This window comes from Streptomyces flavotricini, from assembly GCF_020639365.1.
GTDB classification, from domain to species: domain Bacteria; phylum Actinomycetota; class Actinomycetes; order Streptomycetales; family Streptomycetaceae; genus Streptomyces; species Streptomyces flavotricini.
In genome coordinates this window covers 6,881,130-6,893,439 of sequence record NZ_JAINUL010000001.1, presented here as the reverse complement: position 1 = coordinate 6,893,439, position 12,310 = coordinate 6,881,130, and the positions used below count along the sequence as shown (strand labels likewise).

General features: G+C 74.3%; 11 protein-coding genes and 5 tRNA genes. 7 read left to right on the top strand and 9 right to left on the bottom strand.

Features of this window, described 5'->3' with window-relative positions:
* Window positions 1–122 precede the first annotated feature (122 nt).
* Window positions 123–626: a DsbA family protein gene (locus K7B10_RS31465; protein ID WP_030860082.1), complete on the top strand. Its 504-nt coding sequence runs from the start codon at window positions 123–125 to the stop codon at window positions 624–626.
* Window positions 627–632: 6 nt separating this feature from the next.
* Here the strand turns inward: K7B10_RS31465 and K7B10_RS31460 are convergent, their stop codons facing one another.
* From K7B10_RS31460 to K7B10_RS31450, 3 genes are all read right to left on the bottom strand, one after another.
* Window positions 633–1,457, bottom strand: a complete 825-nt coding sequence (locus tag K7B10_RS31460) for a GNAT family N-acetyltransferase (RefSeq protein WP_229341369.1) — start codon at window positions 1,455–1,457, stop codon at window positions 633–635.
* Window positions 1,458–1,525: 68 nt separating this feature from the next.
* Window positions 1,526–2,347 (bottom strand): aminotransferase class IV, encoded by an 822-nt coding sequence (locus K7B10_RS31455; RefSeq protein WP_229341367.1) that lies wholly within the window; start codon window positions 2,345–2,347, stop codon window positions 1,526–1,528.
* 16 nt (window positions 2,348–2,363) lie between these two features.
* Window positions 2,364–3,419 carry a chorismate-binding protein gene (locus K7B10_RS31450; RefSeq protein WP_229341365.1) on the bottom strand — a complete coding sequence of 352 codons (1,056 nt, stop codon included), beginning with the start codon at window positions 3,417–3,419 and terminating at the stop codon, window positions 2,364–2,366.
* Window positions 3,420–3,599: 180 nt separating this feature from the next.
* On the opposite strand from K7B10_RS31450, the gene K7B10_RS31445 reads away from it, so the two are divergent.
* From K7B10_RS31445 to K7B10_RS31425, 5 genes are all read left to right on the top strand, one after another.
* Window positions 3,600–3,672 (top strand) — tRNA-Gly (locus K7B10_RS31445).
* Between the two features lie 39 nt (window positions 3,673–3,711).
* Window positions 3,712–3,785 (top strand) — tRNA-Cys (locus K7B10_RS31440).
* Between the two features lies 1 nt (window position 3,786).
* A tRNA-Val gene (locus tag K7B10_RS31435) sits at window positions 3,787–3,858 on the top strand.
* A 19-nt stretch (window positions 3,859–3,877) separates the two neighbouring features.
* A tRNA-Val gene (locus K7B10_RS31430) sits at window positions 3,878–3,949 on the top strand.
* Window positions 3,950–3,998: 49 nt separating this feature from the next.
* A tRNA-Val gene (locus tag K7B10_RS31425) sits at window positions 3,999–4,073 on the top strand.
* Between the two features lie 55 nt (window positions 4,074–4,128).
* Here K7B10_RS31425 and K7B10_RS31420 read toward each other — a convergent pair.
* The 3 genes from K7B10_RS31420 to K7B10_RS31410 form a co-directional block, all read right to left on the bottom strand.
* Window positions 4,129–4,437, bottom strand: a complete 309-nt coding sequence (locus K7B10_RS31420; RefSeq protein ID WP_229341363.1) for a TFIIB-type zinc ribbon-containing protein — start codon at window positions 4,435–4,437, stop codon at window positions 4,129–4,131.
* A gap of 65 nt (window positions 4,438–4,502) precedes the next feature.
* A complete protein-coding gene (locus tag K7B10_RS31415) occupies window positions 4,503–5,543 on the bottom strand; it encodes a phosphotransferase (protein WP_229341361.1) in 1,041 nt (346 codons plus the stop codon).
* A 231-nt stretch (window positions 5,544–5,774) separates the two neighbouring features.
* The gene (locus tag K7B10_RS31410; protein WP_048479189.1) at window positions 5,775–5,960 is read right to left on the bottom strand and encodes a hypothetical protein; all 186 of its coding nucleotides are present in this window, start codon (window positions 5,958–5,960) and stop codon (window positions 5,775–5,777) included.
* Between the two features lie 562 nt (window positions 5,961–6,522).
* Here K7B10_RS31410 and K7B10_RS31405 point away from each other — a divergent pair.
* Entirely contained in the window at window positions 6,523–7,770 is a 1,248-nt protein-coding gene (locus K7B10_RS31405) for a serine/threonine-protein kinase (RefSeq protein WP_229341359.1), read from the top strand.
* Here the strand turns inward: K7B10_RS31405 and K7B10_RS31400 are convergent.
* The 3 genes from K7B10_RS31400 to cobT form a co-directional block, all read right to left on the bottom strand.
* On the bottom strand, window positions 7,767–8,636 hold the full coding sequence (locus K7B10_RS31400) for a TrmH family RNA methyltransferase (RefSeq protein ID WP_229341357.1): 870 nt from the start codon (window positions 8,634–8,636) through the stop codon (window positions 7,767–7,769). The genes K7B10_RS31405 and K7B10_RS31400 overlap by 4 nt on opposite strands.
* Before the next feature lie 58 nt (window positions 8,637–8,694).
* Entirely contained in the window at window positions 8,695–9,915 is a 1,221-nt protein-coding gene (cobA, locus tag K7B10_RS31395) for a uroporphyrinogen-III C-methyltransferase (protein WP_229341355.1), read from the bottom strand.
* Between the two features lie 279 nt (window positions 9,916–10,194).
* Window positions 10,195–12,310, bottom strand: a 2,116-nt coding sequence (gene cobT / locus K7B10_RS31390) for a nicotinate-nucleotide--dimethylbenzimidazole phosphoribosyltransferase (protein WP_229341353.1), incomplete at its 5' end; no start/stop codon positions are given.

The following is a 12,310-nucleotide window of genomic DNA, read 5'->3' as shown; positions in this document are numbered from 1 at the left end:
ACCGCTGCGACGGCCACGCCCGGAGCGGATCCAGTGCCGATCTCCGGGAGATCTCGGGGTCGCGCCTCCTCCTCAGGGGGTGCGTTTCGATCGCGGCGCCCGGCGGCTGGGACACTGGGCCCATGACCGATTCCGTGATCCTCGACGTCTGGTGCGAACTCCAGTGCCCGGACTGCCACCGAGCCCTGGACGACGTACGCGCCCTGCGGGCCCGCTACGGCGACCGGCTGGACATCCGGCTGCGCCACTTCCCGCTGGAGAAGCACAAGCACGCCTTCGCCGCCGCGCAGGCCGCGGAGGAGGCCGCGGAGCAGGGCCAGGCCTGGCCGTACGTGGAGGCCGTACTGGCCCGCACGGCGGAGCTCGGCGAGCGCGGCGAGGCCGTACTGCTGGACGTGGCGCGTGAACTCGGCCTCGACGCCGAGGATTTCGACACCGCGCTGATCGACGGCCGGCACATCCTGATCGTCGACGCCGACCAGGCCGAGGGCAAGGCGATCGGCGTGACCGGCACCCCGACGTACGTCATCGACGGCGAGCGCCTCGACGGCGGCAAGAGCCAGGAGGGCCTGCGCGCCCGCATCGAGGCGATCGCGGATCGCCTGCTGGCCGCCGACGACGCGTAGCCGCCGCTAGAGGAGGTCCTTGGCGTAGTTGACGTCCGTCGTCCGGTAGCCGAGGGACTCGTACAGCCGCAGGGCCGGGGTGTTGCCAGCGAAGACCTGGAGCCCGAGGACGCGGTGGCCCCCGGCCAGGGCCGAGCGTTCGGCCAGCCGCATCAGGTCGCGCCCGTGACCCCGCCCGCGGTGCTCCTCGGCGACGGCGACGTCGAAGACGTACGCGCCCTCCCCGTTCGGCGCCGACCACACGTGGCCGACGGGGACGCCGTCCGCCTCCAGGACGGAGAGGGTGGCGCCCTCGGTGGCCAGTCCGTGGGGCAGGGCGCGCTCGTGATCGGCCACCGACTTCGCGCGGGCGGCCTCCTCCGGCATCCCGCGGCTGGTCCAGTCGGCCGCGTAGCCCTCGATCGCCCCGACGAGCCAGACCTCGTACTCGGCCTGCGTCATGGGGCGGCCGACGACCCCCGCGCGGAGCACGGGAGGCTCCGCCGGGAGGTCCTTGGACATGTTCCGGCTGTACTCGGCGTAACCGAGCGCCTGGGCCATCCGCAGGCCGCCCGCCGACGCCGCGGGCACGGAGACCCGGACGCGCCGGCAGCCCCAGCCGCGCAGCACCTCCTCGGCGGCGAGCGCCCCGACCGTGGCGCGGCCGCGCCGCCGGTCGGGCTCGTCGACGGCGAGGTCGCGTATCTCGCCGACGGTCGGCCCGAAGGGCGTGTCGCAGGCGAGCAGCAGCGCGCCGACGCGCCTGCTGTTGACCCGGATCTCGTACGGGCGCGACCGCGCGCCCCCGGTGCTCTGCTGAAGCGGCCCGCTCGGCCGCAGGGTGGTGGTCATCAATCGAGTTCTACCCGCCCTGCGGCCCCCTGCGACAGCCATTAAGCGGGCGGATCGGATCGGGCGTCTCAGGGGTCCAGGTCCGCGCCGGCCCGCGCTTCGAAGATCCGCATCGCCTCGGCGGTGACGGGCCCCGGCGCGGCGGCCACGGCGCGCCCGTCGACCCGCCGGACGGCCTGCACGTCGCGCAGCGTGGAGGTCAGGAAGACCTCCTCCGCCTGCTCCAGGGCCTCGAAGGGCAGGTCGGCCTCCTTGGCCCCGACCCAGTCCACGACGAGGGCCCGGGTGATGCCGGCGAGGCAGCCGGAGGCGAGCGGCGGGGTGTACAGCACTCCGTCGAGGACGACGAACACGTTGGAGCCGGTGCCCTCGCAGAGCCGTCCGACCGTGTTCGCGAACAGGGCCTCGGAGGCCCCGGCCCGGTGGGCGGCGGCCAGCGCGACGACGTTCTCGGCGTACGAGGTGGTCTTCAGGCCGGCCACAGCGGAGCGCTCGTTGCGGACCCAGGGCACGGTGATCACGTCGGTGGTGTCCGCCCGGCGGGTCTCCTCGGCCACGGCCACGACGAGGGTCGGGCCGGCGTCGCCGCGGTCGGAGCCGAGCGGGGACACGCCCCCTGTGTACGTGATGCGCATGCGGGCGAGCGGCAGCGGATTGGCCTCCAGGACGGCCGCGCAGGCCCGGCGCACCTCGTCGGCGTCGGGGTCCGGCAGTCCGAGGCCGCGGGCGGAGCGGGTCAGCCGGTCCACGTGGCGGGTGAGCGCGAACGCCGTGCCGCGCTCCGCCTTCACCGTCTCGAACACCCCGTCGCCCACGGTCAGCCCGTGGTCGAAGACGGACACCTGTGCGCTGTCGGCGTTCCGCAGCGCGCCGTCGAGCCAGATCCTCACCGTACGTTACCTCCGCTCACCCAGGGGTGCCGGTCACCTCATGGGTTCCCGACGCTACCCTGAGCAACCGGGCGGCCTTCAGCTCCGTCTCGGCCCATTCGCGGTCGGGGTCTGAGCCCCAGGTGATGCCGGCGCCGGTGCCGAAGAGCAGGCTCGGACCGCTCGGGCGGCGGCGGTCGATCCAGAAGGTGCGGATGCCGACGGCCAGCTCGGCGGTGCCGCGGTCGGCGTCGACCCAGCCGATGCCCCCGCAGTAGGGGCCGCGGGGGGCGGTCTCCAGGGCCTCGATGATCCGCAGCGCGGAGGACTTCGGGGCGCCCGTGACGGATCCGGGCGGGAAGGTCGCGGCGAGCAGCTCGGGCCAGCCGGCGCCGTCGGCGAGTTCGCCGCTGACGGTGGAGACGAGGTGGACCAGGCCCGGGTGCTCCTCGACGGCGCACAGCTCGGGCACGGTGACGGAGCCGGTGGCGCAGACCCGGCCGAGGTCGTTGCGCACGAGGTCCACGATCATGACGTTCTCGGCGTGGTCCTTGGGCAGCAGGTCGGCGGCCGTGCGGCCGGTGCCCTTGATGGGGCCGGACTCCACGTGGCGGCCGACCCGGCGCAGGTAGAGCTCCGGGGAGGCGGTGGCGATCTCGACGCCGTGGGCCGGCAGCCGAATCGTTCCTGCGTACGGGGCCGGGTTGCCGCGGGCGAGCAGCGCCGTGAGGGCGTCGACATCGGCCCGGTCGGGGTCGGGCAGTGGCGCGGACATCACGCGGCAGAGGTTGGCCTGGTAGACCTCGCCGGCGGCGATGTGCTCGCGGATGCGGCGTACGCCGGCCGTGTAGGCCGCGCGGTCGAGGGAGGAGGACCACTGGTCGGCGGCGGGGCCGCGCCAGGCCCCCGGGACGGGCGGCGGGACGGGGTCGGGGCGTATGTCGCCGAAGCGGGCGCAGACCAGCCGGCCCTCGAAGTCCGCGGCGACCGCCCAGAAGCCCGTCGAGTCGAGGGCGGAGGGGTCGCTGGTGACGTCTCGGAGGTCGGTCGCGAGGAGGCCGCCGAAGCGGGCCAGGGGAAGCAGGTCGTGCACGGCTGCGAGTCTATGACCGGTGGCGCCGCGGCGCCGGTGAGGTGACCGCCGGGTGACCGGTGGTGATCGAGCGGCAGCACGCTGCGGAAACGCGTTTTTGAGCTGGCCCGGGAATCCGCTAGAGTTCAACACGTCGCCAGGGAGCGAAGGGGGAAAACCCCGGAGCGAACACGGTGACCTGCGGACGTAGCTCAGTTGGTAGAGCACCACCTTGCCAAGGTGGATGTCGCGAGTTCGAGTCTCGTCGTCCGCTCGAAGTGGGGGATCTTCCCGAGAATCCCCGCAGCTCCATGGTGGAGTGGCCGAGAGGCGAGGCAACGGCCTGCAAAGCCGTCTACACGGGTTCAAATCCCGTCTCCACCTCCAAGGACGATTAGCTCAGCGGGAGAGCGCTTCCCTGACACGGAAGAGGTCACTGGTTCAATCCCAGTATCGTCCACTGATCCGCAAGGATCCCCGCGCGATTAGCTCAGCGGGAGAGCGCTTCCCTGACACGGAAGAGGTCACTGGTTCAATCCCAGTATCGCGCACGCAGTACCTGCACCACCTGCCTTGAACTGCGGTTCACACCGCGGTCCCGCGCGATTAGCTCAGCGGGAGAGCGCTTCCCTGACACGGAAGAGGTCACTGGTTCAATCCCAGTATCGCGCACCACCTCCGGAAGCCCCGGCCGTTCTCACGGCCGGGGCTTCCGCGTTGCCGGGGTTGCTCAGGAGGAGAAGAGCATCCGGCCGAAGCCGCCCTTGTGGTGGCCGTGGTGACCGTGGCCGCCATGGCCGCCGTGGTGCGGGGCGCCCCAGGCGGGCGCCGGGGCGTGCGCGGCCGGGTAGGGGGCCGGGGGTGCGGCGGGCGGCGGGACCTGGCCGTACTGGCCGCCGGTGTACTGGGACTCCAGGCGGGTCAGCGCCTCCAGCTCGCCGTAGTCGAGGAAGATGCCGCGGCAGTTGCTGCACTGCTCGATCTGGACACCGTTGCGGTTGTAGGTGTGCATCATCGCGTGACACTTCGGACACTGCATGACCGGATCAACTCCTCGCCGTCTGCGTCGACACCGGATGCATGCCCGGTGGCGTGAAGCTCACCCTACGACGGAGCCCGCGCCTCCAAGTCGGGCGGGAGGGAGGCGATCCGGGCGCAGGATTCCACCATCAGCCGTTCCACGTCCTCGAGTCGGCGTCGGTTTTCCGCCGATTTGGCCAGGGCGAGGGCGGCGGTCTGCACGGTCAGGGCCCGGGCGGCGAGGTCCAGTTCCGGCCAGGGGTCAGACCCGGGCGGCCCGGCCGCGGGACCGCCGGCGGCGCGGTAGGAGTCGAGGAAGCGGACCCAGGCTCCGGTGTCGAGCAGCCCGGCGGCGTACCAGGCCGCGGGCCGGGCCAGGTCCCAGGCGGGGGTCCCGATGCCGAGGTCGTCCACGTCGATGAGGCGCCAGCCCCCGTCGGGTCCGGGTCCCCGCACCAATTGCCCCAGGTGCAGGTCCCCGTGGCACAGGGCCCCGCCCCGGGGAGCCGGGGCCTCCCCGCGCACCCAGGCGGGCAGGGTCCGCGCGGCCGCCCGTACGAGGTCGCCGGCGGACCGGCCCTCGGCGGGGCCGGGTACGAGCGCGGCCCCGGACCGCGCCCCGGCGGGAATTCGGGCACCGTCGGGGCTTCGGGCACCGTCCCGGCCCCCGACCGCGTCGGTTGCCGTGGCCCGGGACAGGCGGCGCAGGGCGCGGGCGAGTTTGGCCGGGCCGCGCATCGGGGGGACCGGTCCGGGCAGCCTGTGCACCGGCACCTGGTGCAGGGCCGCCAGCAGCCGCCCGGCCGCCTCCCAGGGGGCGTCCTCAGGACGCTCCGGGTCGACCGGGGCACCGTACGGCCAGAGGGACACGGGCCGGCCCCCGAGGTAGCCGACCTCGGGGTGCAGCGGGGCCAGCAGCACCCCGGCCAGCGCCTCGTCCGCGGCGATCCGCATCCGTACGGCGAGGCCCGCGCGGTCACTGTCCCCGGCGTGCGCCTTGGCGACGATCTCGCCGCAGCGCACGACCGTGCCGTCCTCGCGCTCGGCGAGCAGCTCGTACGGGGCGTCCCGCTCCCCCGCGCCGGCGTACGCCGCGAGGGCCGCGGGCAGTGGCTCCTGGTTCATCGCGGTTCCACGGCTCCCGTCGCTGGCGTCTCGGAAGCAGGTTACGGAACCGCGGGGTCGCATGAGTCGGCGGACGGCGGTGCGGCAGGGCATGAAAAAGGGTGCTGCCCGTCCGACTCCCCAGTCGTACGGGCAGCACCCTTCACCTGCCGTCCGTCGCGCCCCCGTCCCCACGGGGTTCGACGGGCCGATGTCCCGGTCCGGGCCGCTCTCCCGGACCTGGGGCGCCGCTCAGCGCCCCAGCATCACGCCCACGGACGACGCCTGTGCCGCCACCTGGTCGAATCCTCCGAAGAGGAAGAGCAGGAGGGCGGCCAGGGGGAGCACCATGGCCGCGGCCACCAGTGGATGGCGCGTGCCGGACTCATGGCCGTTGAACGCGAATGCCTTGCGTCCGTGCCGTGCGGTGTCCGCCATGGTCCTCTCCCTGTCGGTTGGCAGCGGCGGGCTTGTGACCTCGGGGGACGAGTGCTCCACCCGCCGCTTGTCCTCAACACTAGGCGCGGCGAAGTCCCCTGGCGTCCTGCCCTCGTACCCCTTGGCAGGCCTCCAAGAGGATGACGGGCCGCCGTGCGCGTACTCCCCTGGGTGGAGACCGGTCCCCCGGTGTGAGGGTCATCCCGGAGGGGATGACCGGAGGGTAGTGAGTTCGCTCACTTCCGTCACTCCCCGCGCATGCGTGTCCGCCGACGGGGTAAGCCCGCGATCACCCCGCGCGCCCGCCCGGCGCACGCGCCGCCGACCGCCGCGCGCCCCGCGCACGACCCCGGCCGGACGCCCAATCCCCGTGACCCGAGGGCTGTTTGGCCGAACGGACAAGTGCCGTACGGACAGGGGTCCGTGCGGGTGAGGAACCCTCAAGTGGGTTGCCCCGCACTGACAATCGAATCTTCCGGCGAGGGCGCGGCCTCTGAGCGCTCATGGCGGATCGTCCGTAAGCTGTGGCACGTCAACAGGACGACCGGTCAGCGGGGTGGACATGGCGATGATGCGGCTCCGGCGCGAGGACCCGCGTGTCGTCGGATCATTCAGGCTGCACCGACGGCTCGGGGCCGGCGGCATGGGCGTGGTCTACCTGGGATCGGACCGGCGCGGCCAGCGGGTCGCGCTCAAGGTGATCCGGCCCGACCTGGCCGAGGACCAGGAGTTCCGCTCCCGCTTCGCGCGCGAGGTGTCCGCCGCGCGGCGGATCCGCGGCGGGTGCACCGCGCGCCTGGTGGCCGCGGACTTGGACGCGGAGCGTCCCTGGTTCGCCACCCAGTACGTGCCCGGCCCCTCCCTGCACGACAAGGTGGCCGAGGAGGGTCCCCTCACGGCCGCGCAGATCGCCGCGATCGGGGCCGCGCTCTCCGAGGGACTGGTCGCCGTGCACGAGGCGGGGGTCGTCCACCGCGATCTCAAGCCCTCGAACATTCTTCTGTCCCCCAAGGGCCCCCGGATCATCGACTTCGGGATCGCCTGGGCCACGGGTGCGAGCACGCTCACCCATGTGGGCACGGCCGTCGGCTCCCCCGGCTTCCTCGCGCCCGAGCAGGTGCGCGGGGCCGCCGTCACCCCGGCGACCGACGTGTTCGCGCTGGGGGCCACCCTCGCGTACGCGGCCACCGCCGACTCGCCCTTCGGGCACGGCAGTTCCGAGGTCATGCTGTACCGCGTGGTGCACGAGGAGCCGCATCTGGTGGGGGTCCCGGACGCGCTGGCCCCGCTCGTGCAGGCATGCCTCGCCAAGGACCCCGAGGATCGGCCCAGCACGCTCCAGCTGTCCATGCGGCTGAAGGAGATCGCGGCCCGCGAGGCGCAGGGGCTGTCCGACGGGCGCCCTCCGGCGCAGCGCGCGCGGGGCGCCGAGCGGCCGACCGGGCGGCTGGCCGACGCGTACGCCGACCAGCGCACGGAGCGGCGTACGGGCGGTACTCCGGCGCCCCAGGGGCCGGGCCAGGGCCAGGGCCAGGGCCACGGGCAGGGTCAGGGGCCGCACAGCGGCGGTCACCCGAGGTCCTCGTCCTCCCGGCCCTCGTCCCCCCGGTCTTCCTCCTCGCGGAACCCGGGCGGCCCGTCCTCCCGCCCGACGGGGGGGCGTACGGGCGGCCGCCAGGCCCCGCGCACGACGGGAGCGGGGCGGCGCCCCTCACGGCCGGACCCCCGGCTGATGCGGCAGCGGCTGATCGTGTTCGTCGTGGTCACGCTGATCGTGGCACTGGGGATCGCCGCCGCCCAGAAGTTCTAGGAGGATCCGCCGGACACCCCCTGGCCCTCCGCGGAAGCGGGGGGCTGGGGCGGGCGGGTCGCGTAGAAGGCCACCGCGGAGGCCGCGGCCACGTTCAGCGAGTCGATCCCCTCCGCCATCGGGATCCGGACCCACTCGTCGGCTGCGCGCAGCGCGTACGTGGACAGGCCGTGCCCCTCGGAGCCGAGCATGATCGCGGAACGCTCGAAGCGCTCCGGCGGGACCTGGTCCAGCGGAGTGGCCTTGGAGCTCGGCGTCATCGCCAGGATCCGGTAGCCCGCCTCGCGGACCTTCTCCAGGTCGGCGGGCCACTGGTCGAGGCGCGCGTAGGGAACCGAGAACACGGAGCCCATGGAGACCTTGATGGCGCGCCGGTAGAGCGGATCCGCGCAGTCCGGGGAGAGCAGTATCGCGCTGATGCCGAGGGCCGCGGCGCTGCGGAAGGCGGCGCCCAGGTTGGCGTGGTCGACGAAGCCCTCGAAGACGGCGATCCGGTGGCCCGCGCCCGCCCCCTCCGCCGCGAGCAGTTCGTCGGCCGCGGGCAGCGGCTTGCGCTGCATGGAGGCGAGGGCGCCGCGGTGCACGTGGTAGCCGGTGACGCGTTCGGCGAGCTCCGGGGTGACGGCGTAGACCGGGGCCGGGAGTTCGTCGATGACGTCGCGCATGACGTCGACCCACTTGGCGGAGAGCAGCATCGAGCGCATCTCGTACCCGGCGTCCTTGGCGCGTCTGATGACCTTCTCGCCCTCGGCGATGAACAGGCCCTCCGCGGGCTCGCGCCGGCGCCGGAGTTCGACGTCGGTCAGGCCCGTGTAGTCGCGCAGGCGCGGGTCGTCGGGGTCTTCGACGGTGATGAGATCAGCCACAGGGTGATACTGCCTTGTCCGGGTTGTGGTGCCAACGGCCGTGCGGGCCGCGGGTGTTTCAGGCGGTGGGGGCGGCGGGGACCCCGACGTTGACGACCTCGCCGATCACGATGACCGCGGGCGGACGGACCCCCTGCGCCCGTACGGTCTCGCCGACGGTGGCGAGGGTGGCGTCCACGCGGCGCTGGGCGGCCGTGGTGCCCTCCTGGACGACCGCGACCGGGGTGCCGGCGGGGCGGCCGTGCCGCACCAGGGCCTCGGCGATCAGGCCGATCTTGTCCACGCCCATCAGGATCACCAGGGTGCCGGTGAGCTTGGCGAGGGAGGCCCAGTCCACGAGGGAGCGCGGGTCGTCGGGGCCGACGTGGCCGCTGACCACGGTGAACTCGTGCGCCACACCGCGGTGGGTGACCGGGATGCCGACGGCCCCGGGCACCGAGATGGAGCTGGAGATGCCGGGGACGACGGTGCAGGGGATGCCGGCCTCGGCGAGGGCCTGGAGCTCCTCCATGCCGCGGCCGAAGACGTACGGGTCCCCGCCCTTGAGCCGCACCACGGCCTTGCCGGCCTTGGCGTGCTCGATCAGGGCGTTGTTGATGGCCTCCTGGGCCATGTAGCGGCCGTACGGGATCTTCGCGGCGTCGATGACCTCGACGTGCGGCGGGAGTTCGTCGAGCAGGTCGCGGGGGCCGAGACGGTCGGCGATGACCACGTCGGCCTCGGCGAGGAGGCGGCGCCCGCGGACGGTGATCAGATCGGGGTCGCCGGGACCGCCGCCGACGAGCGAGACTCCGGGGGTGCGGGCGCGGTTCGCGGTGAGGGAGCCGTCGCGCAGCCCCTCGACGACGGCGTCGCGGACGGCGGCGGAGCGGCGGGGGTCGTTGCCGCTGAGGACGGCGACGGTGACCCCTTCGACGCGGCCGGTGGCCGGGGTCCAGGCGGTGGCCGCCTCGGCGTCGTCGGCGCGCACGCACCAGACCCTGCGGGCCTCGGCCTCGGCGGAGGCGGCGTCGTTGGCGTCCCGGTCCCGGGTCGCGATCAGCGCGTACCAGGCGCCGTCCAGGTCCCCGTCCTGGTAGCGGCGGCGCTCCCAGCGGATCTCGCCGGTCTCGGCCATGGCGTCCACGGAGGGCGTGGCGGAGGGCGAGACGAGGAGGACGTCGGCGCCGGCCGCGATCAGCGCGGGCAGTCGGCGCTGGGCGACCTGGCCGCCGCCGATGACGACGACGCGGCGGCCGGCGAGGCGGAGTCCTACGGGGTACGCGGGGTATTCGGCCATAGCGGTGCGGCTCCTGATGCGGCGGTGTGTGCAGGCCGCTGCTGCGCTGGAGCGGCTGTCGGACTGTGACGTGCGGTTTTGGTGTCCGGGTCCACGATACGACCCGCGTCGTCGCCCCCGGGGCTCCACCCCCGGCCCCCGCCGGGGGGGCCGCAGTGCCGGGCCTTCCGCCCGCCCGGCCCCTTCCCGGACCGGGACCGCGCCCCAAAGGCGCCGCGAACGCCGGCGGGGCCGGGATCACCGCTGCGCGGCAGTCCCGGCCCCGCACGGCGGATCCGGCTACTTCTCGGTGACTCCGGCCGAGTCGAAGGTGGCCACCTCGTGCATCGCGCGGGCCGCGCTCTGGACCAGCGGGAGGGCCAGCAGCGCGCCCGTGCCCTCGCCGAGGCGGAGGTCCAGGTCGACGAGCGGACGCAGGCCCAGCTTGTTCAGGGCCGCGACGTGGCCCGGCTCCGCGCTGCGGTGGCCCGCGATGCACGCCGACAGGGATTCCGGGGCGATGGCCCGGGCGACCAGGGCCGCCGCGCCCGCGCTGACGCCGTCCAGGATCACCGGGGTGCGCAGGGAGGCGCCGCCGAGCAGCATGCCCACGATCGCCGCGTGCTCCAGGCCGCCGATGGCCGCGAGGACGCCGATCGGGTCCGCCGGGTCCGGCTGGTGGAGCTCCAGTGCGCGGCGTACGACCTCGACCTTGCGGGCGTGCGTCTCGTCGTTGATGCCCGTGCCGCGACCGGTGACCTCCGCCGGGTCGACGCCGGTGAAGACCGAGATCAGCGCCGCCGACACCGTCGTGTTCGCGATGCCCATCTCGCCGGTCAGCAGCGCCTTGTTGCCCGCCGCCACCAGGTCGCGGGCCGTCTCGATGCCCACCTCGATGGCCGCGATCGCCTCCTCGCGGGTCATCGCGGGGCCCGTGGAGAGGTCCGCGGTGCCCGGGCGGACCTTGCGCGGGAGGAGGCCGGGGGTGGCGGGGAGGTCCCCGGCCACACCGACGTCGATCACGCAGACCTCGGCGCCGACCTGGTTGGCGAACGCGTTGCAGACCGCGCCGCCGCCCAGGAAGTTGGCGACCATCTGCGTGGTGACCTCCTGGGGCCACGGGGTGACGCCCTGCGCGTGCACCCCGTGGTCGCCCGCGAAGATCGCGACCGCGGCCGGCTCCGGGATCGGCGGCGGGCAGACCCGGGAGAGGCCGGACAGCTGTGCGGAGATGATTTCGAGCATGCCCAGGGCCCCGGCGGGCTTGGTCATGCGCTTCTGGCGCTCCCACGCCTCGCCCAGCGCCTTCGCGTCGAGCGGGCGGATGCTGGCGACCGTCTCCGAGAGCAGGTCGTGCGGCTCCTCGCCGGGCAGCGCGCGGCGCCCGTACGTCTCCTCGTGGACGACCCAGGCCAGCGGCCGGCGCTGCGACCAGCCGGCCTGCGCCAGCTCGGGCTCCTCCGGGAACTCGTCGACGTACCCGACGCACAGGTACGCGACGACCTCCAGGTGCTCCGGCAGGCCGAGCTCGCGGACCATCTCGCGCTCGTCGAAGAAGCTGACCCAGCCGACGCCGAGGCCTTCGGCGCGCGCGGCGAGCCAGAGGTTCTCGACGGCGAGGGCCGAGGAGTACGGGGCCATCTGCGGCTGGGTGTGCCGGCCGAGGGTGTGGCGGCCGCCGCGGGTGGGGTCGGCGGTGACGACGATGTTCACCGGGGTGTCGAGGATGGCCTCGATCTTGAGTTCCTTGAACTGCTTCGCCCGGCCCTTGGGCAGCGACTTCGCGTAGGCCTCGCGCTGGCGCTGGGCGAGCTCGTGCATCGTGCGGCGGGTCTCGGCCGAGCGGATGACGACGAAGTCCCAGGGCTGGGAGTGGCCCACGCTGGGCGCGTGGTGCGCGGCCTCCAGGACGCGCAGCAGCACCTCGTGCGGGATCGGGTCGGTGCGGAAGCCGTTGCGGATGTCGCGGCGTTCGCGCATGACGCGCAGGACGGCCTCGCGCTCGGCGTCGGCGTACGCGGGGGCCGCCTCGCCCGCGGAGGGCTCCAGGACGGCTCCGAGGGGCGCGAGCGGTACGCCGGACTCGGCCTCGGGCTCGGTGGCGGCCTCCGCGACCGGCTCGGCGACCGGCTCGGCGGCCGGTGCGACGACCGGCTCGGGCTCCGGGGCGGGCTCGGCAGCGGCTTCGGGCTCCACGGCCTCGGCCTGCGGAACCGCTTCCGGTACGGGCTCCACGGCGACCGGGACCGCAGGCGCCTCGGGGGCGGCGGGCTCGGCGGCCTGGACGGCCTCGGGGGCCTGGACCACCGTTTCCGCGGGCAGGGCCGCCGGCTCCGGCTCGGCGGTCGGCGCCTCCACCGGCGCGGCCTCGGCCACGACCGGCTCGGGCGCCGCGGCGGGCGCCTGGGGCTCGGCG